The following is a 21,054-nucleotide window of genomic DNA, read 5'->3' on the forward strand; positions in this document are numbered from 1 at the left end:
AACATCGTATGAACGACGCCAGATGTGAACTTGTTCGTCCCCGTACTTTTCAGCAGTAGCCTTCTTGTTAAGGCCTTGCAGAGCACCGTAGTGACGTTCGTTCAGACGCCAAGTCTTGGTTTCAGGAATCCAAAGTTGGTCGCATTCTTCAAGGGCGTAGTGCAACGTCTTGATGGCACGCTTCAGAACAGAAGTGTAAGCGTAGTCGAATTCGATCCCGTGTTCCTTAAGGGCCTTACCAGCTTCCTTAGCTTGTTCAACACCCTTTTCGCTCAAGTCAACATCGATCCAACCAGTGAACTTGTTAGCCAGGTTCCATTCACTTTGACCGTGACGAATCAGTACTAATTTAGCCATATTGTTTTTGACCTCTTTCTTCTTAAAATACCATGCAACTGCATTTCCTTACCATTTTAATCCAATCAACGGTAAATGCCAATAGAAACCCGGACAAATTGTTGACTTTTAGTGAAAACGATCACGATACCGGATCGGCGGCCGGTTGGGGAAGTTCCTTGATCGTCACCCCGCCGAGCAAGATAAAACCACTTACCCGCACGGTCGGGGCCTTCCCCGCTACATGGGCAGGCCGCTTATCGCTAACCCCGCCCAGCACTTTCAGGGAATGGTCCTCGAGGCGCCAACCAGCCGGCAAATAGATGTCGCTACCACCCAGAATATTGATGAAGCTGGCATCGATCACGACGGAATCGTCTCCGGGACCAAGGTATAGTTTAGTACCGCCCAGCAGGTTGACGCTGCTGACCTGCTGGCTTTCAGCAGCAAGCTCACGCTGGGAACCGCTGAGAATACTCACGTTAGCGTGTTTGCCCAGAGCAACGTAGGCGATGGCCAAAACCGCCACCAGCGAGGCGGCCGTATCCAGGACCCGTGACCAAAAAACGCCAACCAGGGTACTATCAGCCAGAATATGCAGGACCACAATTGACAGGACCGTCAACCCAATCAGGGAATTAATGTTCTTCTTCATCGTCATCTCCTCGTTTCTTATTTGATAAGTTAATTGTATAGAAAAAGACTCCTGACCAATAGTGGTTAGGAGTCTTCTTATAACTAATTTAAGCCGGCTTTGGCGCCGATGTCATGACGGTAGAAGCAGTCAGGTTCATCCAAGCTGGCCAGGTAATCATAGACCCGGTCATGGGCTTCCTGCAGGCTGTCTTCCTGGCTCAATACCATCAACAGCCGGCCTCCATCGCCCTTGAGGTCATCCAGGTTACCCGTCACGTTGGCATAGTCCAGGTTGATCCCCGCCACCTGGGGCAACCGACCCAATGATTGCCCATGTAGTGGGTTGGTTGGGTAGCCCTTGGAGGCCAGCACAACCCCGAAGCAGGCAGTCGACTTTACTTCCACCTCCGGAAGGGGCCGATCATTAACGGCAGCGTCCACCAGGTCAAAGAGGTCGGTCTTCAGCCGTGGCAAGATCACTTGGGTCTCCGGGTCACCGAGGCGGACGTTGTACTCAATTACCTTGGGACCGTCCGGAGTTAAGATCAGGCCGATGTAGAGGATTCCGTGGTAGTGGTAGTTTCCGGCAACCAGGCCATGAACGGTGGGCTCTACCACTTGGTCAATCATCTTCTGCCGATCAGCTTCACTCAGCTGAGGCAGCGGGCTGTAGGCCCCCATCCCCCCAGTGTTTGGACCCCGGTCACCGTCATAGGCCCGCTTGTGGTCCTGGGCCATCGGCAGGATTCGGTACTGGTCGTTGCTCAAAAGGACAAACATGGAGTATTCGGGACCCGTCAAACATTCCTCCAAGACCAGCCGGGCCTGCCCACGGTCGAACATCTCCTTAATCGTCTGCACGGCCGTTTCCCGATTCTTAGCGATCACGACGCCCTTACCGCCAGCCAGGCCGTTTTCCTTAATCACCACTGGGAAGCCGAACTGGTCGATATTAGCAATCGCGCTGGCCTGATCACGGTAGGAGGCATGACGGGCAGTCGGTACCCCATAGTTGTTCATGAAGTTAAGTGCGTAATCCTTTGAGCCTTCCAGCTGAGCCGCCCGGGCAGTCGGGCCAAACGCCAGCAGGCCCGCTGCCCTAAAGTCGTCGACAATCCCGTCGACCAGGCAGTCCTCAGGGCCCACGAAGGTCCAGGCCACCTGGTGCTCCTTGGCAAAGGCAATCAGGTTTGCAAAGTCGGTTTCAGCAATGTCGACCGGCTGGACGCCGACGGATGTCATCCCCACGTTGCCGGGCGCGCAGTAAACCTGCTTGACCTTGGGACTTTCTTGGAGCTTGCGGGCAATGGCAAACTCACGACCGCCCTCGCCAACTACCAGTACATTTACTCCTTCTACCATTGATAACACCCCGTCAAATTAGTGTCGGAAGTGACGAATGCCAGTCGTCACCATCGCAATTCCATACTTGTTCGCCATGTCGATTGATTCCTGATCCCGAATCGAGCCGCCGGGTTGGACAACCGCCTTGATACCGTGCTTGCCAGCGTATTCGACACAGTCACCAAACGGGAAGAAGGCGTCCGAGGCCATCACCGTCCGGTCATCGATCGCATCGCCAGCGTGCTTGACGGCGATCTTTAAGGAGTCAATCCGGTTCGGTTGTCCTTCGCCAACACCCAGGGTGCGTTCGTCGTTAGCAAGCACGATCGCGTTTGACTTGGCATGCTTGACGGCCTTCCAGGCAAACATCAGGTTCTTGAGCTGGTCCTCGGTTGGTTGGACGTCGGTGACGCACTTCCAGTCGTGGTAGTCCTCCTTCAAGGTATCTTGTTCCTGCATCAGGGCCCCACCCATGACGGTAACCAGCTCGTGACGCGTTGGTTCGTCCTTCTTGGTGAAGTCCAGGCTGAGCAGGCGGATGTTCTTCTTCTTGGCCAAAACTTCATAGGCATCGTCATCAAAGCCGGGCGCAATCACGATTTCCAAGAAAATCTTGTGCATCTTCTGAGCCGTCGCCAGGTCAACCCGCCGGTTCAAGGCGATCACCCCACCAAAGATGGAGACAGGGTCCGCAGTGTAGGCCCGGTCCCAGGCTTGTTCCAGGGTGTCACCACGACCAATGCCGCACGGGTTCATGTGCTTCATCGCAACCACGGTTGGCTCTTCGAATTCACGGATGCACCGTAGGGCTTCATCGGCATCCTTGATGTTGTTGTAGGAAAGCTTCTTCCCGTGCAGCTGCTTGGCACTCAGGACCGAGTAGCTCTTTGGCATGGCATCCTCGTAGAGCCAGGCCTGCTGGTGGGAGTTTTCACCGTAACGCATGGTCTCTTTCAGGTTCCAGGTCATCGTTAACTGTTCAGGATCTTCCAAGCCGACCTGCTTAGTCAGGTACTGGGAAATCAGGGCATCGTAGGCGGCGGTGTGGCGGAAGGCCTTGGCCGCCAGCTTAGCCCGGGTATCCAGGGTGGTGTCCCCACCATCTTCGATCTCACCCAGGACCGTGTCGTAGTCCGCCTGGTCAACTACTACGGTCACGTCGCGGTAATTCTTGGCAGCGGACCGCACCATCGATGGACCACCAATGTCGATGTTTTCGATTGCATCGGCAAGCTTGACGCCCGGCTTTTCAATTGTCTCCTTGAACGGGTAGAGGTTGACGCAGACCAGGTCGATCGGGGTGATGTTGAGCTTCTTTAAGGTTGCCATGTGCTCCGGCAATTCACGCCGGGCCAGCAAGCCCCCGTGGACGTATGGGTTCAGAGTCTTAACCCGGCCATCGAGGATTTCAGGGAAGTGGGTAACGTCTTCGATGCTGATGGTCGCAATGCCGGCATCGTCGAGGACCTTCTTCGTTCCGCCGGTGGAAACAATCTCGTAGCCGTTTGCGGCTAGTCCCTTGACGAAGGGAACCAGGTTCGTCTTATCAGATACACTTACCAATGCACGTTTCATGAATTAATTCTCCTTTTTATTCAATGCAATCAACGCTTGTTTTAATGCCAACGGGTAGAGCTGGTGTTCAGTATCGTGGACCCGGCTCTCCAGGCTTTCCGCGGTGTCCGTAGCCAGAATCGGCACGTGGCACTGGGCAATGATCGGGCCGGAATCCAGCCCGGCATCGATGTAGTGGACCGTCACCCCGGTTTGGGAGCGATGATCGGCAAAGGCCCGCTCGATCGAATGGAGTCCTGGGTACTCGGGCAACCAAGCCGGGTGAAGGTTGACGATCCGGTGGTCATAATGCTCCAAGATCGTCGGCCCCACCACCCGAAGGTAGCCGGCCAGGGCGATGAAATCAATCTGGTATTCCTGAAGAACGTCTAACAGCTTCTCCTCGTAGGCTGCCTTACCGCCACAGGACTTAACAGTAAAACTGACGGCCGGGACCCCCAAGCGACGGGCTCGGTCCATCACCGGCGCGTCCGGGTGGTTGCAGAAAAGCAACGCCAGCTTGCCGGGTAGGTCCCCGGCCTTGAAATGCTTGGCCAGGACTTCAAAGTTGGTCCCGTTGCCAGACGCTAAAATTGCGGTTCTCATCTCAAACGCCTCACTTAATTACAATCTTTTCTTCATCCGTGGGCCGCTCTTGCAGACGCCCAATTTGGTAACTCTCTTGACCAACAGCTTGTAAACGCTGCCGGACCGTTTCAACCTGGTTCGGCACTACGGCCAGGACCAGGCCGATTCCCATGTTGAAGGTCTGGAAACAGTCGGCCGAATCAAGGTGGCCAAGCTCCTTCAAGTATTCAAAGATCGGCAGCTTAGGCCAGGATTGGCCGTCGATTACGGCCTGCAGGGAATCACCAAACATCCGGGGAACGTTCTCAATTAAGCCGCCGCCCGTGATGTGGCTGATTCCGTGAAGTAAGCCGGCTTGGACCAGCGGCAGAACCTGGCGGACGTAGATCCGGGTCGGGATCAAAAGGGTCTCCCCCACCGACTGGCCAGCCAAGACAGCCGGCCGGTCAGTCAGGGAAACATCGTGATCTTTGAAGAGAATCTGGCGCACCAGGGAAAAGCCATTGGAGTGTAGGCCGCTGGATGGCAGACCGAGCAAGACGTCACCCGCCTGGGGCAGGTCAGCCGTCAGCAGGTGGTCCTTCTCGGCAACCCCAGTGACGGTACCAGCCAGGTCGTACTCGTCACGAGCATACATGTCTGGCATCTCGGCAGTCTCACCACCAACCAGAGCGGCACCGGCATCCCGGCAGCCAGCCGCGACTCCCTTAACAATTGCCGCCATCTTAGCCGGATCGTTGTGACCAGTAGCAATGTAATCCAAAAAGTAGAGCGGTTCAGCGCCCTGGGCCAGGACATCATTGACACACATTGCCACGACGTCAATCCCGATCGTGTCATGTTTGTCCATCTGCTGGGCGAGCATCAGCTTGGTGCCTACGCCATCAGTGCCAGAGACCAGCACCGGATGTTTCACGTGTAACGCGTCCAGGTCGAACATGCCGCCGAAACTGCCGATCCCGGTCATCATTCCCGGCCGAGTGGTAGATTTGACGGCATCCTTGATGCGATGGACCAACTCGTAGCCCGCATTGACGTCAACCCCGGCTTCTTGGTATCGATTCATCTCACTGCCTCCTTTGTGCGCGCAGTTCCTGTTCGTTGAGTGATTTTAGGTAACCCTCCTCATAATCGTAGAGCGGGGTCGGATATTTGCCCGTAAAGTAGGCCACCGTCAGACCGCCATCAGGAGCATCGCCGGCGTTGGGAACGCTGATCGCCTTGATTAGGCTGTCAACACTCAGGAAACTCAGCGAATCGGCGCCGATCTGTTGGCGCATCTCCTCAATCGAATAGTGGGCGGCCATCAGTTCCGACCGGGTCGAAATGTCGATCCCGTAGAAGCATGGGAAGCGGAACGGCGGTGAGGAAATCAACATATGAACCTCCTTGGCCCCGGCATCTTTGAGCATCTTGACAATCTGTTTGGAGGTCGTCCCACGGACAATCGAGTCGTCGACCACGGCCACCCTTTTACCACTGACTACCCCACGAACGGCGGAAAGCTTCATGTGAACGCCCTGTTCACGCAGTGCCTGGGTCGGTTGAATGAAGGTCCGGGCAACGTATTGGCTCTTGATCAGCCCCATCTCGTACGGGAGTCCCGATTCCTCAGCATAACCGCTCGCCGCGGAGAGCGAAGAATTCGGCACCCCGATCACCATGTCGGCATCAACCGGGTGCTCGCGGGCCAGCAGGCGACCCATCTGCTTCCGGGCGTTGTGAACCGTCACCCCATGGATGATCGAGTCGGGACGGGCAAAGTAAATGTACTCCATCGAACAGATCGCTAGGCGGGTGTCGGTGGTGTAGTGGTCGATGTGCAGGCCGTCACGGTCGATCACGATCAGCTCACCCGGTTGAACGTCGCGGACAAAGGTGGCGTTGACGATGTCCAGGGCACAGGTTTCACTGGCAACCACGTAGGCCCCATTTTCCAGCTGCCCGATGCACAGGGGCCGAATGCCGTTGGGATCCAGGGCCGCCACCAGCCGATCCTTTTGCAAAAGCAAGAAGGCAAAGCCCCCGTGCACCTGGTTAAGGCTCTTCTTGAGGGCGGGAATAAATCCTTCCTTGATGTGCTTACGGATCAAGTGGATCAGAATTTCCGTATCCGAATCGGATTGAAAGACTGCTCCGTCGTCTTCCAACTGCCGGCGCAGGGTCACGGCGTTGGTCAGGTTACCGTTGTGGGCCAGAGCCACGTCCCCGTCATGAAAGCGGAAGAGGAAGGGCTGGACGTTGGCGATCGAGTTGTGACCACTGGTGCCGTAACGAACGTGGCCGATGGCAGAATCGCCAACCAGCCGCTTGAGTTCGGCCGGGTCAGCGAAGACCTGGGCTAAAAGCCCCCGGTCGCGGTGCTGGTAGAGATCATTCCCGTCGGTCGACACAATCCCCGCCCCTTCTTGACCCCGGTGCTGAAGGGTATGCAGGCCATAATAGGTCAGTTGGGCGGCATCCGGCGCACCGAAGACGCCGAAAACCCCGCATTCTTCATTTAATCCTTTGATTTCATTTGGCACGGGATGGCCTCCTCCCAGATCTTTTGTAATTCAGCAACATTGAGGTTCAATTCATTGTCTTTCAGGTGGGCTTCCAACCAGTGGGTATTGGTGACTTCCCCGACGAATCGAGCGGCATCGCCGAGGTCCTGTTCAAAGGCGGCCGCGTGGTCGGACGGGACCGTAACCACGAAGCGGCCGGGCGTTTCACTAAACAGCTGGGCGCTGGTCAGGTGACGCAGGTCCAGGTTCAACCCCCGGTCAGTCGAGAAAAGGGTCTCGGCCAGGGCCACTCCCAGGCCACCCTCACTAAGATCGTGGCAACTGGCGACGTGACCATTCTCCATCGTGTGCAACAGGCGGGTCATGTCGTCATGAACCCGATCAAGATCGAAGGATTGAACGACCCCGCTGATCTTACCCGTCAGCATCTTCTGTAATTCCGAACCGGCGTAATCGTCACGGGTTGTGCCGACCAGGTAGACCCGGTCCCCAGCGTGCTGGGCAAAGCTTGGAACAACCCGGTCGATGTTCTTGATCAAGCCAACCATCCCCACCATCGGCGTTGGGTGAATGGCCTGGCCGTTATTTTCATTGTATAGGGAGACATTCCCGGAAATTACCGGCGTATTGAAGGTCCGGCAGGCTGCGGCCATTCCAGCCACGGACTGGTGGAGTTCCCAGAAGATCTCCGGATCGTTTGGGTCACCGTAGTTCAGGCAATCGGTGATCGCCAGGGGTTGGGCTCCGGACGAAATGATGTTGGCAGCGGCCTCCACCAGTGCCATTTGACCACCCACCTCGGGATTGAGGTAGACAAACCGGCCGTTACCATCGGTAGTCATTGCCAGGCCCTTGTGGGTACCACGCACCCGCAGGACGCCGGAATCGCTGCCGGGGCCAACCACGGTTGAGGTCCGCACCTGGGAATCATATTGTTGGTAGAAACTGCTCTTGTCGGCAATGGTCGACTGGGCAAGGAGCCGGCGCAGGGTTTCTGCCGGGTCCGTGACTTGAGGCTGCCAGACCGGTGCCTGTTCAGCCGCCGTGATCCGCGCTGGCTTGCGTTCCTCACTGGCCTCCTCTAAGACATCGTCGGTCAGACTGGAAACTGGAATGTCGCAGACCACCTGACCGTCGTGGTGGAGGACGTATTGGTGGCCTTCTGTAATCCGCCCAATCGTGACGGCATCAAGGTCGTAGAAGTCAAAGATCTTCTTGACGTCCTCCTCGTGGCCCTTGTTGACACACAGCAGCATCCGTTCCTGGGATTCGCTCAGCATGATTTCGTAGGCCGACATCCCCGTTTCCCGTTGCGGAACCAGGTCGAGATCGAGGTCCATGCCGCTCTTCCCTTCAGAAGCCATCTCGGCACTGGAGGAAACGATCCCGGCGGCCCCCATGTCCTGAATGCCAACCAGCCAGTCAGGATGCTTGGTGATCAGTTCCAGGCAGGCCTCCAGTAGGAGCTTTTCCATGAAGGGGTTACCAACTTGGACGGCGGACCGTTGAGTAGCGTTTTCGTCGCTGAAGTCCGCAGAGGCAAAGGTGGCGCCGTGGATGCCGTCCCGCCCGGTCTTGGCACCAACGTACATCACGGCGTTGCCAATCCCGGCGGCCCGGCCCTGTTGGATATCCTTCTGGTCCATCAGGCCGACGCTCATCGCGTTGCAGAGCACATTACCCTGGTAGCAGGGGTCAAAGGTGGTTTCACCGGCAATCGTAGGGATCCCCATGCAGTTGCCGTAGTCGCCGATCCCGCGCACCGTCCCGTCGACCTTCATTCTGGTCGTGGCGTTGTCGAGTTCGCCAAAGTGCAGTGAATCAAGGGAAGCCACCGGACGGGCACCCATGCTGAAGATGTCCCGCAGGATTCCACCGACCCCGGTTGCGGCCCCCTGGTAGGGTTCCACCGTCGTCGGGTGGTTGTGACTCTCGGCCTTGAAGACCACTGCCTGACCGTCGTCAATATCCACGACCCCGGCACCTTCACCGGGACCCTGAATCACCCGGTCGCTCTTGTTCGGAAAGAGGCGGAGGACGGGCTTGGATTTCTTATAGGAACAGTGTTCACTCCACATCGCCGCAAACAGGCCGGTCTCAGTGTAGTTCGGCAACCGACCGAGCAGCTTCTCACTGATATAGTTGTACTCGTCCTCACTCAGGCTCCAGTCCAAGTACGGCTTCTGTTCTTTGATCTCTTCGGGCGTCATTGCCTGTTTCATTGCTTATTCCCTCACTTTCACACGTCCATTGGCCAGCAGCGACTTGAACAAGCGCAGGCCATCCGTGTTTCCTAAAATTGCCTCAACTGCACGTTCGGGATGCGGCATCATTCCCAGAACGTTGCCACGCTGGTTAGTAATTCCAGCAATATTTCGCAAACTACCATTTGGATTCTCCTCTGCATAACGAAAGACAACCTGGTGGTTAGCCTCTAGCCGATCCAGGGTTTCCTGGTCGGCGTAAAAGCTGCCGTCAGCATGTGCGATCGGCAAATTAATTCGTTCATGCGGTTGGTACTGGCTCGTGAAGAGGGTCTGGTTATTGACCACTTCGAGCGGAACGGTCTTGCAGACGAAGCGTTGACTGTCGTTGCGTTTCAGTGCTCCCGGCAATAGCCCCGCCTCGGTCAGAATCTGGAACCCATTACAGGTGCCAAAGACCGGCTTGCCTTCTTTAGCCATCTTGATAATCGCTGGCATGATGTTGGTGAAACGGGCAATCGCCCCGGCGCGCAGGTAGTCACCGTAGGAAAAGCCCCCCGGTAGCATCACCGCGTCAAAACCGTCCAGGCTGTGTTCGTGGTGGGAAACGTACTCGACATCCGCCCCGCAAACGCTGCCCAAGGCCTCGTACAGGTCCACGTCACAGTTGGAACCTGGAAAAACAATTACTGCGATTTTCATTCTGCTTCCTCCAGTACTTGGTAATGGTAGGTTTCCATGTTGAAGTTGACCAGCAGCTGGTCGGCAATTTCCTTGACGGTCCGGTCAACGTCCTCGCCCTTGGCATCGATAGTCACGTCGAAGAACTTCCCGACCTTTACCGCAGTAACTTCATCGTGGCCCAGGCTGTGAATGGCGTCCTTGATGGTCTCGCCTTGGGGATCAAATACTGATTGCTTGTAAGTTACGAAAATCCGAACATTAGTCATGGTTAGTTCTCCTTTGCGAGGGCATCTTTCAAACGCTTCAATACTTCGTCATAGGTCTTGGTCAAATCCGCCAACTTCCGGCGGTAAACGTCCTTGTCCAGGTGCTGGTCGGTCTTGAGATCCCATAACCGGCAGTTATCAGGGGAGAATTCATCGGCCAGGACGATCTGGCCATTCTCCAGGCGGCCAAATTCGAGCTTGAAGTCCACCAGCTGCATGCCGGCCCGTTCAAAGAGCGGCTTGAGCAGGGCATTGACTTCCCGACAGATGGTCCACATCTTTTCCAGATCGGCGTGACTGGCGATACCCAGGGCAATCGTGGCTGATTCGTTGATGAAGGGATCATCAAGTTCGTCGCTCTTGTAGAAGGTTTCTTCGACTGGTTCAGCCAGTACCTTCCCTTCGTCTAGCCCATAGCGGCTGGCGAAGTGTCCCGCGATCACGTTGCGGGTGACGAATTCCAGCGGGAACATCTGGCACTTCTTAACCAGGTCCTCAGTCGGTGACAACTGCTTGATGAAGTGGGTAGCAATGCCATGGTCAATCAGGTAGTTAAAGACCAGATCGGAGATGCCCTTGGCGGCGGCACCCTTTCCGGCGAAGTGGTCCTTCTTCTTGCCATTCAGCGCGGTTGCCTGGTCCATGTAAACCACCCGCAGAACCTCAGGATCATCAGTCTGCCACATCTGCTTTGCTTTTCCGGTATACAATAACTTTTCCATCACTCAGTTGACTCCTTTTGAATAAAACACGAACAATAAATTAAAATAGCTTAAAACTATTCGTTATTTATGGGCCTAGTATAACAAGCAGGTTAACCATTTTCAATAGTTTTTAGGAACTAAATTTAAAAAGTTTAGTATAATGTTCGTGTTTATTTAAAACAAAAAATTGGCCAGCGAGTCATTATCACTCGTTGGCCGATTTAACATGTTCTCTTATATTAGTCTAAACCGATCCGCTTGTAGATAGTATCGACGTTCCGGAGATGCCAGTGGTAATCAAAGGCATCGTCCAAGTCTTCCTTGGTGAGCTGATGTTGAATCGTTGGGTCCGCCTCCAACAGTGGCCGGAATGGAATCTGTTCGGCCCAGCACTTGGCAGTGTATGGCTGGATCAGGTCGTAGGCACTCTCCCGGCTCATCCCGGAGTTGACCAGCTTGAGCAGAACTCGGCCGGAGTAGATCAGGCCCAGGGTCTTGTCCATGTTCTTCTTCATCGTCTCTGGGAAGACGTCGAGGTTCTTCAGGATCCGGCCAAAGCGGCGCAGCATGTAGTCGATCAGTGACGTAGCGTCCGGCAGGATCATCCGTTCAGCACTGGAGTGGGAGATGTCCCGTTCGTGCCAGAGGGAAACGTCCTCGTAGGCTGGTACCATGTAGCCCCGCAGAACCCGGGCACAGCCGCAGATATTTTCTGAGCCGATTGGGTTCCGCTTATGCGGCATGGCGGAAGAACCCTTCTGCCCCTTTGCAAAGTGTTCCTCGACTTCGTGGATCTCGGTCCGCTGGAGGGAACGGATCTCGGTGGCCATCTCTTCCATGCTGGTCCCGATTAGGGCAATCGTGGCGATGTATTCGGCGTGCAGGTCCCGTGGCAGCACCTGAGTTGAGATCTCCTGGGCACGCAGGCCGAGCTTGTCACAGACGTACTTTTCGACGAATGGATCGATTTCGGCAAAGGTCCCAACTGCACCGGAGATCTTACCGGCTTCCACCCCGCGGGCGGCGTGTTCGAACCGTTCCTTGTTCCGCTTCATCTCGGAGTACCAGCGAGCCGCCTTCAGGCCAAAGGTGGTTGGTTCCGCATGTACCCCGTGGGTCCGGCCCATGCAGACGGTGTACTTGTACTTCTCGGCCATTTCCTTTAAGACATCCATGAAGTTGTCGATGTCTTGCCGGATGATATCGTTCGCCTTTTTCAACCGTAGCCCCTGGGCGGTATCAACCACGTCGGTACTGGTCATCCCGTAGTGAACCCACTTCTTTTCAGGGCCAAGGGACTTGGAAACGTCCCGGGTAAAGGCGATCACGTCGTGGTGGGTAACGGCTTCGATCTCGGCGATCCCTTCCACGCTGAACTTGGCGTTCTTCTTGATCTTCTCAACATCTTCTGCCGGGATGTGGCCCAGCTTGCTCCAGGCCTCGTCGGCAGCGATTTCGACTTCCAGCCAGCACTGGTATTGAGTTTCCAGGCTCCAAATCTTCTTCATCTCTGGACTTGTGTAACGATCAATCATCAGTTAAAAATCCTCTCTATTCTTATTCTTCATCATTATCGCACAGGTGACCATTCGGCGTAAAGGCGAACTTTATTCCTGCCAGATCCTGGTATTGTCAATTTCTTCTAGGGTCGCCGTAATGTCGTCGGTCAGAATGGTGACGTGGCCCATCTTGCGGTTGTGGCGAATCTCCGCCTTACCGTAGTCATGGAAGTGCCAGTCGGGTCGCTTGGCAATCTGCTGCCGCACCCCAGCCACGTGTTGACCCAAGACGTTGACCATCACGACCGGCTTTAGGAGGTCGATCTTCGGCAGCGGCCAGTTGCAGATTGCCCGGTTATGGATTGCAAACTGGGAGAAGTTGCAGGCCTCAATCGAGTAGTGGCCCGAGTTATGCGGCCGCGGGGCCAATTCATTGATGTAGATCTGACCATCGGCGGTAACAAACATTTCAACCCCCAGGATACCGCGCAGGTTAATGGCATGTGCGATCTTGACTGCCATTTGTTTAGCCTTCTCCTGCAGCTCCGGACTAATCCGGGCTGGGACAATGCTGAGATGAAGAATCTCGTCGTGGTGGATGTTTTCAGAAACTGGGAAGACGGTCACTTCACCATTTTCGTTGCGGGCCACCATCACCGAACACTCGAGCTTAAACGGAACCCAGCCCTCGAGAATGGCATCTTTGGTCGAAAGAATCCCCGCACACTTTGTCAGATCGTCTTCACTGTGCAGGACCTCCTGGCCGTGACCATCATAGCCGCCCTCACAGGTCTTGAGAACACTCGGGTAACCGATCCTCTCGACCGCCTTTTTCAGGTCGGACATGTCCTTGACCGCCATGAATGGCGCCGTCTTGAGGCCAGCATCCCGAAGGAAGGTCTTCTCTCGTATCCGGTTTTTGGTTGTGTAGAGGAGGTGGGTCCCCTGCGGAACGTAAACCTTGTCCGCCACATCTTCCAGTGCCTTGAGGTCCACGTTTTCAAACTCATAGGTTAGGACATCCGATCGCCGTGCCAGCTCCTCAATTGCCTTGACATCAGCGTAGGGGGCCACAATCTGTGCATCGGCCACCTGGCCCGCTGGACATGCTGGCGTCGGGTCGAGGACGATGACCTTCATTCCTGTCTGTTTGGCGTCCAAGGCCATCATCTGGCCGAGCTGGCCCCCGCCAATGATCCCAATCGTTTGGCCCTGTTGAATCATCTTAGTCAAGGTGCGCCCCACTTTCTGCCGCTTGGTCGTGCATTTGCTTCCGGTAGGCAACAATCTGGTCTTGAATCTTAGAATTGGTAATGCCCAGAATCTGCAGTGCCAACAGTGCCGCATTCTTGGCACCGGCAACTCCAATGGCAGTCGTAGCAACTGGAATCCCCGCCGGCATTTGAACAATTGACAAAAGGGAATCCATGCCGCCAAGGGCCCGAGTCTGGCCCGGAATCCCGATGACCGGCAGAGGCGTATTAGCAGCAATCATCCCCGGCAGGTGGGCGGCTCCACCGGCACAGGCAATGATGACCTTAGTTCCGTTAGCAACTGCATTCTTAGCAAAGGCGAACATTTCATCCGGCATCCGGTGGGCGGAGATCACGCCCTTGTCATAATCAACACCAAACTGATCGAGGATTTGGCAAGCCTCCTTAACCGTTGGCCAGTCTGACTTACTTCCCATTACCACACTAATCTGACTCATCATTGATTCCTCCTTAAACTGCTTTAAAGATAACAAAGCCGCCGGCCAACTTCAATGGTTTTATCGAACTTTTTTAATATTTATCAAGATATAGTTCGTGTTATTGGCAAGAAAAATAAAAGAGGAGCATCTCCGCACTCCTCTTTTAATCTAAATTTAGAACAAACCGGTGATCTTACCATCCGCGTCAATCGTCATGTTGACTGCGGCAGGGACCTTAGACAGTCCCGGCATGGTCATCATGTTTCCAGATAAGGCCACAATGAAGCCGGCCCCGAGCTTTGGTACAAATTCACGGATGTGGAAGGTAAAGCCTTCCGGTGCCCCCAGCAGGTTCTTATCATCGGTGAAGGAATACTGGGTCTTGGCGATGCAGACCGGCAGCTTGTCCCAGCCGAGCTCAGTGAACTGCTTGAGTTGGCGTTGGGCCTTGCGGCTGAATTCGACCTGCTTTGCGCCGTAGATCTTTGTGGCGATGGTCGTCACCTTCTCTTCCGGCGTGGCGTCTAGGCTGTAAAGCTCGTGGAAGTCATTGTCCTGCTCAGTCAGGCGGACAACTTCTTTGGCCAGGTCTTGGGTGCCGGCACCGCCCTTGGCCCAGGCGTCCGCCGTGACCACGTTGACCCCGAGCTGGCGGCAGTTGTCTTCGATCATCTGCAGTTCCGCCGGCGTATCGGTGACGAAGTGGTTGATCGCCACAACCAATGGAACTCCGTAGCGCTGCATGTTCTTAATGTGCCGGTTCAGGTTTGCCAACCCGGCCTTCAATTCTGGCAGGTGTTCTTCCTTTAAATCGGCCAGCTTGGCACCCCCGTTGTATTCCAGGGCCCGCACGGTGGCAACAATTACCACGGCATCAGGGTTCTTACCCAATACCCGCTGCTTGATATCCATGAACTTCTCTGCACCCAGGTCAGCACCGAAGCCGGCCTCCGTGACGGTGTAATCAGCCAACTGCAGGGCCGTCTTGGTAGCCAGGACACTGTTGCACCCGTGGGCGATGTTAGCAAACGGTCCCCCGTGGATGATCGTTGGCGTATGATCTAGGGTCTGGACCAGGTTCGGCTTGATGGCGTCCTTGAGCAGGATGGTGATTGCGTCGGCGAAGTGAAGCTGGTCAACCGTCACCGGCTGCTTGTCATAGGTGTAACCGACCACGATCCGGCCGACCCGCTTCTTCAAGTCCATTAGGTCGGTGGACAGGCACAAGATGGCCATCAATTCTGAGGCCGCGGTGATGTCAAAGCCGGTTTGCCGTGGAACTCCCTGCATGATGCCGCCCAGACCCGTAACCACATTGCGCAGGGCCCGGTCGTTAACGTCCTCGACCCGCTTCCAAATGATCCGGCGGGGGTCTAAGCCGAGTTCGTTGCCCCGCATGATGTAATTATCAACCAGGGCCGCCAGGGTGTTGTTGGCACTGGTCAGAGCGTGGAGGTCGCCGGTAAAGTGGAGGTTGATGTCTTCCATTGGGACTACCTGGCTATAACCACCACCAGTGGCGCCACCCTTGATCCCGAAGACTGGACCCATCGATGGTTCACGCATCGCGATGATGGTCTGATGGCCCAGCTGGTTCATGGCGTCCCCGAGACCGACCAGCACGGTTGACTTCCCCTCACCGGCCGGGGTTGGATTAATCGACGTCACCAGGACCAGCTTGTGTTTCTTATCCGGGTGGGCCTTGACGGGAAGTGTGATCTTGGCCTTGTACTTGCCATACTGCTCGATATCATCTTCGCCCAGGCCAATCTGGGCCGCAATTTCCTTGATCGGTTTCATTTCCGCGCGGTCGGCAATCTCAATATCAGTCATCATCGTTGGTTTCCTCCTTAAATTACGAACAAAAAGTTGAAAATATCATTTAATATAAGGACTTATCGCTAATATACTGTAATATTAGTGATAAGTAAAGGGTAATTTCCGAATTTTATTTTTTATTGCCGGAATTTATGGCAGCACGCCGTCGCAGCCGCGGGGCCTGATGAATCGACTTCACACCGAGGATATCCAATAGGAAGGTAAAGATCGGGACCCCAACGATCAATCCCCAGGTCCCCCAGAAATGTTCACCGACCAAGAGGACGATGAAGGTATAGAAGATCGGCAGGTCAGTCTGGCTCGACATGAACTTCGGGTTAAGCACGTAGGCTTCGAGAGCATGAATGATGATCACCATCACGATGATGTAGATAACATCTCGGATCCCGCCGACCGAATAGGCCACCAGACTGAGTGGGATTGTCGAAATGATCACCCCGGCCACGGGCACCAGGCTGAAGATGAAGACGATCAGGGCCAGGGCCAGGATCTGCGGCATCCTCATAAACAGCAGGCAGACCGTGGTAATGACGGTGTTGCAGATGGCGATGAAGAACTGGGCTTCCAGTACCACCCCGAAGGTATTGACGAACTTCTTACCAAAGTAGGCCAGGTCCTGGAAAAACCAGCCAAAGGTGCTATTCAAGAAGAGCTTCGAGAAGGTCGCCGTCTCCCGTAGATCCAGAGCAAAGAAGAAGCTCAGGATAAAGGACAGGAAGAAGGTCACCGTAATGGCGCCGATACTGGTCAGGGCACTGATGGCAAAGCTGACTCCGTGTTTGACCTGGGCCATGATCGTCGACCAGCTGACGTACTGGTTGATGTAATGGTAGAGCACCGTTGCGTCTCGACTGCTGTAAAACTTGATGACCGAGTTGACCATCTTGACTACTTGGTGCACCAGTACAGGTAGGTACCTAGTCACGCCGAAGTACAGGAGCATCAACAGCACCAGGTAGGTCAGGATCACCAGTAATTTGGTCGAAAAACGCGGTAACCACCGCTGAACAAAGTGAACCCAGCTCACCACGATGAAGGTCAGGATGAAGGTGAACAGGATCATGTTCATCATTGACCGCATCATCCATAATACAAATACAATTAACAGCAAAACAGCAAAGCGGCGAAGCTCCACATTCTTGATGAAGCGGTGCCAGGCATCAGTCACATTAATCATCACCCTTCAAAAATTTAATAAACTTATCTAATTCTAATCCTAAACGGGCAATTTCAGCAACGTTTTGACCTGGTTGTTCTATTTAGTTACGACCCCAAAAGTTGAGTGTTATAATAGGGGCATTATTTGAGAAAGAAGGATGCTTTTAATGTTAGAAAAGACGTTCTACAAGTCACTGCTAAGCCACTCGTTCAACATCCCGGTCAAGATCATCTTCTGGGATGGTTCGAGTGTCGTTTACGGTGACGGCGAACCCGAGGTTACCATCACGTTCAAGGAGAAGATCCCGATTCGTGACATCACGAAGAACGCCTCAATCGCACTTGGGGAAGCCTACATGGATGGCAAGATCGAAATCCAGGGCAGCATCCAAAAATTGATTGAATCCGCCTACGAGAGTGCTGGCAGTTTCATGCGCAGTTCCAAGTTCCGGAAATTCCTGCCAAAACAAGGCCACTCCGAGAAGGAAAGTGAAACCGACGTGCAGAGCCACTACGATGTCGGCAACGACTTCTACAAGCTCTGGCTCGATGACACGATGACCTACTCCTGCGCCTACTTCACCGGTGACAACCACGATGACCTGACCAAGGCCCAGGAAGACAAGGTCCACCACATCTTAAAGAAGCTTAACCCGAAGCCTGGCAAGACCTTCTTGGACATCGGCTGCGGCTGGGGTACCCTGATGCTGACGGCGGCCAAGGAATACGGCCTGAAGGTTACCGGGGTGACCCTGAGCGAGGAACAGTACCGCTTCGTCCAGGAACAGATCAAAAAGGACGGCTTAGAAGACGTGGCCGAAGTCAAGCTGGTCGACTACCGGGAACTCGGTGACCGCCAGTGGGATTACATCACCTCTGTCGGGATGTTTGAACACGTCGGCAAGGAAAACCTCGGCCTCTACTTCAAGGACATCCAACGTTACCTCAAAGACGACGGGGTTGCTTTGATCCACGGAATCACTCGGCAACAGGGCGGGGCCTATAACGGCTGGATCAACAAGTACATCTTCCCCGGTGGCTACGTTCCCGGCCTGGTGGAAATGGTTCAGCACATTGAAGAAAACAACATGCAGATTGCCGACATCGAAATGCTGCGCCGCCACTATCAGCGGACTCTGGAGATCTGGGACGCGAACTTCAACGCCCACCGCAACCAGATCCAGGACATGATGGGTGAACGTTTCACCCGGATGTGGGACCTTTACCTGCAGGCTTGCGCTGCCTCATTCGAGTCCGGCAACATCGACGTGATCCAATACCTGATCACCAAGGGAGCCTCCGGCAAGAACCTGCCGATGACCCGCGACTACATGACTAAGTAAGGCTAAATTACAACGACCCGCAAAGCATAATACTTTGCGGGTCGTTTTTTATTATTCAAATCTCAGTTGGCCCGGCGCTTAGGACTCTTCCAGGTCCCTTTGCCAAAGCCGAGAATGGTCCGGACTGCCTTGTGGAAAGTGATGATGATGGTCAAGGGGTTGACCACCCAGGTAAAGAGCAGGTAAACCGGTGAAAATAGGATGTAACGCAACTTGGTCCCATGGAAGTCGAGGATCAGGGCCGCCAACACCTGAAAGAGACCGGCGATCAGCTGGAAGGTTACGAAGATCATGCTCATCACCAGCCCGTGGAAGATCCGTTCGTAGTTGCCGACCCCGAAGTAGTAGAGCATCAGCAGGATGAAAACCACCGTCGTGATGACGAAGAAGAACGACCAGACCAAGGAAAAAGTCGTGTCGAGTACCATCGGGAGAATGTAGCGATTGCGCCAGGGGCGGGCAAAGGTCCGGGTGAAGTTAGTCAGCCAGACCTCGGTTCCTCCTTGTGCCCAGCGGTTCCGCTGCCGAAAAAGGTCGTGAACCGTCTCGGGGACGTTCATGTGAAAGACAATGTCGGGCGCAAAGCGCGGCACGACGTTCATGAAGGTGTGGTCCCAAGCAATGCTGATGTCTTCCGTGGCCCGGTCCTGCCGAAAGCCGCCCGCATTGATCAAGAAGCGTTTCCGGTACATCGTGTTAGCCCCGCTGTAGGCGTACATGGTGTTGTTGATTGCCGTCTGACTCCGCTTGATGATACCGACGATGCTAGAAAACTCAACGGTCTGGGACTTCCCCAGCAAGGTGGTGCGGTTGTAAACGTCCATGTTGGCGGTCACCGCCGCGTAGTTGACCCCGCGCGGACTCATGAAGTAGCGCATGTACTTGACCAGGGCGTCCGGCTCCGGGAGGGTATCCGCGTCGTTGCTCAAGATGTATTCACCCCGGGCAAAGAACATCCCCACGTTAAAGGCGTGGGCCTTCCCCTGGTTGTCGTCAATCCGAACAACCCGGAGGCGGGGATTGGTCTTCTGCAGGCGCTTTAGGATCGCCGGAGTCTGGTCGGTGCTCCCGTCGTCCATCACCAGGACCTCATAGTGATCATAGTTGAGGTCGTGAAGGAGGTAGTCGAGGGTGCTCTCGATGATGACTTCCTCGTTGTGGGCCGGAACCATGATCGTGATGAAGGGGTGGGTCGTTAGCTCATCCCGGCTGGCCAGTTCGTCGTCGCGCTTGCGAAAGATCGTGTAGGCGACTGCGCCCCAGAACCAGTACAGCGCCCCGATGATCGGGTAGATGCACAAAATCAGGGTGACCACCAACAGGGCGATCGTCCAGGGATCGTGGCCCAGTTGCAGGCCATTAATAATATTGGTAATCAATTCTGTCCCTCCTCACGTTGCTGAACCGCACTTCGTAACTCGTCCTTGGTAAAGTTCTGCTCCGGTTTGACTTCGTAGTAACGGACCGTGTGCCGGGCGTGGCGGGTCCCAAAGTGTTTAACCGCCAGCTGCCGGGCCAAAATGACCTGGCGGGTGCTCTCCTGTTGATCATACTGCGGGGTCTTCTCCAGTACCCGCTTCCGGCGCCGGTTCTGAACGGCCCCGACCAGCAGGCAAAAGATGGCCGTGACCACCCCAATGATGACCAGTAAAACGATCAACAGGTCCAGCTCGCCGAAGCCCTCCCGGTAGTGCCAGAAGAAGAAGCCCCGCCGGCCGTTAGTGACGTAGGCCAGGTAGGTGCCCAGCGTAATCACACACGGCGTCAATAGGACCAGCCAACAGAGGAGGGCCACCAGTGTCTGCCAAATCTTGCGCACCCAGTGACGACGGGCAAAGTAGTCATCCTGATAGGCGATTCCCTGCTTATCATTATTTTTAATTTCCAATTATTCCATCCCCAATCCAAGATTGCCCAAACGCTTCACAGTATAGCACTTTCGGGGACTAAAACGAAAAAAGCCACCGGGAATGATGACTTTTTTGAGATCTATTTTAGTACTTAGTCTTGGTGGGCATTGCTCCACTTGACCGGATCTTCGCGCCACTGTTGGAGAGATTTCAAGTGGTCAGCGCTGATCTGGTCGGTCGCCTTGGCTTCCTTAATCAAGGTCGTGTAGTCGGTAACGGCGAAGTACTTCAGGTCGTTGGCCAGGAAGTTCTGTTCCGCCGCCTGGAGCTGGTAGGTGAAGACGGCAACCACGCCGATGACCTGGGCACCAGTGTTGTTGATTGCCCGGACAGCATTGAGGACACTGCCGCCGGTGGAGATCAAGTCGTCGATCACCACGACCTTCTGACCCGGCTTGAGGGCCCCTTCAACCTGGTGTCCCTGGCCGTGGTCCTTCGGCTTCGACCGAACGTAAACCATCGGCAGACCCATCTCCTGGGCAACCCAGGCCGCGTGAGGAATCCCGGCCGTGGCGGTCCCGGCGATGACGTCCGCATCCGCAAAGTGGAGGTTGATCTGCTCTTCCATCCCGTTATAGATCGCTTGGCGAACATCCGGGTAGGAAATCGTCAGGCGGTTATCCGTGTAGATGGGCGCCTTCAGCCCGCTTGCCCACGTGTAAGGCTTGTCGGGGCTCAGGGTAACCGCATGAATGTCTAATAATGCCTTAGCAACTCTTTGTGAATAAGTCATAATTATTTTTCCTCCTCATTTGCTAAAAATGCTTGCTGAATCTGCTGGTATGCCGC

At 54.9% G+C, this 21,054-nt stretch carries 20 protein-coding genes; 1 reads left to right on the forward strand and 19 read right to left on the reverse strand.

Annotated elements, in window-relative coordinates; all coding sequences use genetic code 11:
• The 16 genes from ACI31J_RS07280 to ACI31J_RS07355 form a co-directional block, all read right to left on the reverse strand.
• A partial coding sequence (locus ACI31J_RS07280; protein WP_439773759.1) for a 2,3-bisphosphoglycerate-dependent phosphoglycerate mutase occupies window positions 1-357 on the reverse strand: 357 nt, incomplete at its 3' end.
• Between the two features lie 121 nt (window positions 358-478).
• Complete coding sequence (locus tag ACI31J_RS07285) at window positions 479-991, reverse strand: hypothetical protein (protein WP_439773760.1); 513 nt, start codon at window positions 989-991, stop codon at window positions 479-481.
• Between the two features lie 83 nt (window positions 992-1,074).
• On the reverse strand, window positions 1,075-2,334 hold the full coding sequence (gene purD, locus ACI31J_RS07290; protein WP_439773761.1) for a phosphoribosylamine--glycine ligase: 1,260 nt from the start codon (window positions 2,332-2,334) through the stop codon (window positions 1,075-1,077).
• 18 nt (window positions 2,335-2,352) lie between these two features.
• Window positions 2,353-3,891: a bifunctional phosphoribosylaminoimidazolecarboxamide formyltransferase/IMP cyclohydrolase gene (gene purH / locus ACI31J_RS07295; protein ID WP_439773762.1), complete on the reverse strand. Its 1,539-nt coding sequence runs from the start codon at window positions 3,889-3,891 to the stop codon at window positions 2,353-2,355.
• Between the two features lie 3 nt (window positions 3,892-3,894).
• A complete protein-coding gene (purN, locus tag ACI31J_RS07300) occupies window positions 3,895-4,476 on the reverse strand; it encodes a phosphoribosylglycinamide formyltransferase (RefSeq protein ID WP_439773763.1) in 582 nt (193 codons plus the stop codon).
• Window positions 4,477-4,486: 10 nt separating this feature from the next.
• Window positions 4,487-5,524, reverse strand: a complete 1,038-nt coding sequence (gene purM / locus ACI31J_RS07305; protein ID WP_439773764.1) for a phosphoribosylformylglycinamidine cyclo-ligase — start codon at window positions 5,522-5,524, stop codon at window positions 4,487-4,489.
• Window position 5,525: 1 nt separating this feature from the next.
• The gene (gene purF / locus ACI31J_RS07310; protein WP_439773765.1) at window positions 5,526-6,983 is read right to left on the reverse strand and encodes an amidophosphoribosyltransferase; all 1,458 of its coding nucleotides are present in this window, start codon (window positions 6,981-6,983) and stop codon (window positions 5,526-5,528) included.
• Entirely contained in the window at window positions 6,959-9,187 is a 2,229-nt protein-coding gene (gene purL, locus ACI31J_RS07315; protein ID WP_439773766.1) for a phosphoribosylformylglycinamidine synthase subunit PurL, read from the reverse strand. Before purL ends, purF begins: the two co-directional genes overlap by 25 nt.
• 3 nt (window positions 9,188-9,190) lie before the next feature.
• The gene (gene purQ, locus ACI31J_RS07320; RefSeq protein ID WP_439773767.1) at window positions 9,191-9,871 is read right to left on the reverse strand and encodes a phosphoribosylformylglycinamidine synthase subunit PurQ; all 681 of its coding nucleotides are present in this window, start codon (window positions 9,869-9,871) and stop codon (window positions 9,191-9,193) included.
• Window positions 9,868-10,119 (reverse strand): phosphoribosylformylglycinamidine synthase subunit PurS, encoded by a 252-nt coding sequence (gene purS / locus ACI31J_RS07325; RefSeq protein WP_439773768.1) that lies wholly within the window; start codon window positions 10,117-10,119, stop codon window positions 9,868-9,870. The genes purQ and purS overlap by 4 nt, the downstream gene beginning before the upstream one ends.
• 2 nt (window positions 10,120-10,121) lie before the next feature.
• The gene (gene purC / locus ACI31J_RS07330) at window positions 10,122-10,844 is read right to left on the reverse strand and encodes a phosphoribosylaminoimidazolesuccinocarboxamide synthase (RefSeq protein WP_439773769.1); all 723 of its coding nucleotides are present in this window, start codon (window positions 10,842-10,844) and stop codon (window positions 10,122-10,124) included.
• Window positions 10,845-11,062: 218 nt separating this feature from the next.
• The gene (gene purB, locus ACI31J_RS07335; protein ID WP_439773770.1) at window positions 11,063-12,358 is read right to left on the reverse strand and encodes an adenylosuccinate lyase; all 1,296 of its coding nucleotides are present in this window, start codon (window positions 12,356-12,358) and stop codon (window positions 11,063-11,065) included.
• 72 nt (window positions 12,359-12,430) lie between these two features.
• Window positions 12,431-13,546 carry a 5-(carboxyamino)imidazole ribonucleotide synthase gene (purK, locus tag ACI31J_RS07340; RefSeq protein ID WP_439773784.1) on the reverse strand — a complete coding sequence of 372 codons (1,116 nt, stop codon included), beginning with the start codon at window positions 13,544-13,546 and terminating at the stop codon, window positions 12,431-12,433.
• Between the two features lies 1 nt (window position 13,547).
• Window positions 13,548-14,033 carry a 5-(carboxyamino)imidazole ribonucleotide mutase gene (purE, locus tag ACI31J_RS07345; protein WP_439773771.1) on the reverse strand — a complete coding sequence of 162 codons (486 nt, stop codon included), beginning with the start codon at window positions 14,031-14,033 and terminating at the stop codon, window positions 13,548-13,550.
• Between the two features lie 156 nt (window positions 14,034-14,189).
• Window positions 14,190-15,851: a formate--tetrahydrofolate ligase gene (locus ACI31J_RS07350; protein WP_439773772.1), complete on the reverse strand. Its 1,662-nt coding sequence runs from the start codon at window positions 15,849-15,851 to the stop codon at window positions 14,190-14,192.
• Between the two features lie 112 nt (window positions 15,852-15,963).
• A complete protein-coding gene (locus ACI31J_RS07355) occupies window positions 15,964-17,022 on the reverse strand; it encodes an AI-2E family transporter (RefSeq protein ID WP_439773773.1) in 1,059 nt (352 codons plus the stop codon).
• Between the two features lie 157 nt (window positions 17,023-17,179).
• Between ACI31J_RS07355 and ACI31J_RS07360 the strand changes: the two genes are divergently transcribed.
• The gene (locus tag ACI31J_RS07360; protein ID WP_439773774.1) at window positions 17,180-18,355 is read left to right on the forward strand and encodes a class I SAM-dependent methyltransferase; all 1,176 of its coding nucleotides are present in this window, start codon (window positions 17,180-17,182) and stop codon (window positions 18,353-18,355) included.
• 62 nt (window positions 18,356-18,417) lie between these two features.
• Here ACI31J_RS07360 and ACI31J_RS07365 read toward each other — a convergent pair whose 3' ends face one another.
• From ACI31J_RS07365 to pyrE, 3 genes are all read right to left on the reverse strand, one after another.
• Entirely contained in the window at window positions 18,418-19,734 is a 1,317-nt protein-coding gene (locus ACI31J_RS07365; RefSeq protein ID WP_439773775.1) for a glycosyltransferase family 2 protein, read from the reverse strand.
• Entirely contained in the window at window positions 19,731-20,243 is a 513-nt protein-coding gene (locus tag ACI31J_RS07370) for an ABC transporter permease (RefSeq protein WP_439773776.1), read from the reverse strand. Before ACI31J_RS07370 ends, ACI31J_RS07365 begins: the two co-directional genes overlap by 4 nt.
• 113 nt (window positions 20,244-20,356) lie before the next feature.
• Entirely contained in the window at window positions 20,357-20,998 is a 642-nt protein-coding gene (gene pyrE, locus ACI31J_RS07375; RefSeq protein WP_439773777.1) for an orotate phosphoribosyltransferase, read from the reverse strand.
• Window positions 20,999-21,054: the final 56 nt, after the last annotated feature.

It is taken from the genome of Limosilactobacillus sp., assembly GCF_051873075.1.
In the GTDB taxonomy this organism is placed as follows: domain Bacteria; phylum Bacillota; class Bacilli; order Lactobacillales; family Lactobacillaceae; genus Limosilactobacillus.

Bases quoted from the DNA above. Each gene is read 5' to 3' on its own strand.
- ACI31J_RS07285 (WP_439773760.1), bottom strand. From the start codon at position 991: ATGAAGAAGAACATTAATTCCCTGATTGGGTTGACGGTCCTGTCAATT.
- purD (WP_439773761.1), bottom strand. From the start codon at position 2,334: ATGGTAGAAGGAGTAAATGTACTGGTAGTTGGCGAGGGCGGTCGTGAG.
- purH (WP_439773762.1), bottom strand. From the start codon at position 3,891: ATGAAACGTGCATTGGTAAGTGTATCTGATAAGACGAACCTGGTTCCC.
- purN (WP_439773763.1), bottom strand. From the start codon at position 4,476: ATGAGAACCGCAATTTTAGCGTCTGGCAACGGGACCAACTTTGAAGTC.
- purM (WP_439773764.1), bottom strand. From the start codon at position 5,524: ATGAATCGATACCAAGAAGCCGGGGTTGACGTCAATGCGGGCTACGAG.
- purL (WP_439773766.1), bottom strand. From the start codon at position 9,187: ATGAAACAGGCAATGACGCCCGAAGAGATCAAAGAACAGAAGCCGTAC.
- purQ (WP_439773767.1), bottom strand. From the start codon at position 9,871: ATGAAAATCGCAGTAATTGTTTTTCCAGGTTCCAACTGTGACGTGGAC.
- purS (WP_439773768.1), bottom strand. From the start codon at position 10,119: ATGACTAATGTTCGGATTTTCGTAACTTACAAGCAATCAGTATTTGAT.
- purB (WP_439773770.1), bottom strand. From the start codon at position 12,358: ATGATTGATCGTTACACAAGTCCAGAGATGAAGAAGATTTGGAGCCTG.
- purK (WP_439773784.1), bottom strand. From the start codon at position 13,546: ATGATTCAACAGGGCCAAACGATTGGGATCATTGGCGGGGGCCAGCTC.
- purE (WP_439773771.1), bottom strand. From the start codon at position 14,033: ATGAGTCAGATTAGTGTGGTAATGGGAAGTAAGTCAGACTGGCCAACG.
- ACI31J_RS07350 (WP_439773772.1), bottom strand. From the start codon at position 15,851: ATGATGACTGATATTGAGATTGCCGACCGCGCGGAAATGAAACCGATC.
- ACI31J_RS07360 (WP_439773774.1), top strand. From the start codon at position 17,180: ATGTTAGAAAAGACGTTCTACAAGTCACTGCTAAGCCACTCGTTCAAC.
- pyrE (WP_439773777.1), bottom strand. From the start codon at position 20,998: ATGACTTATTCACAAAGAGTTGCTAAGGCATTATTAGACATTCATGCG.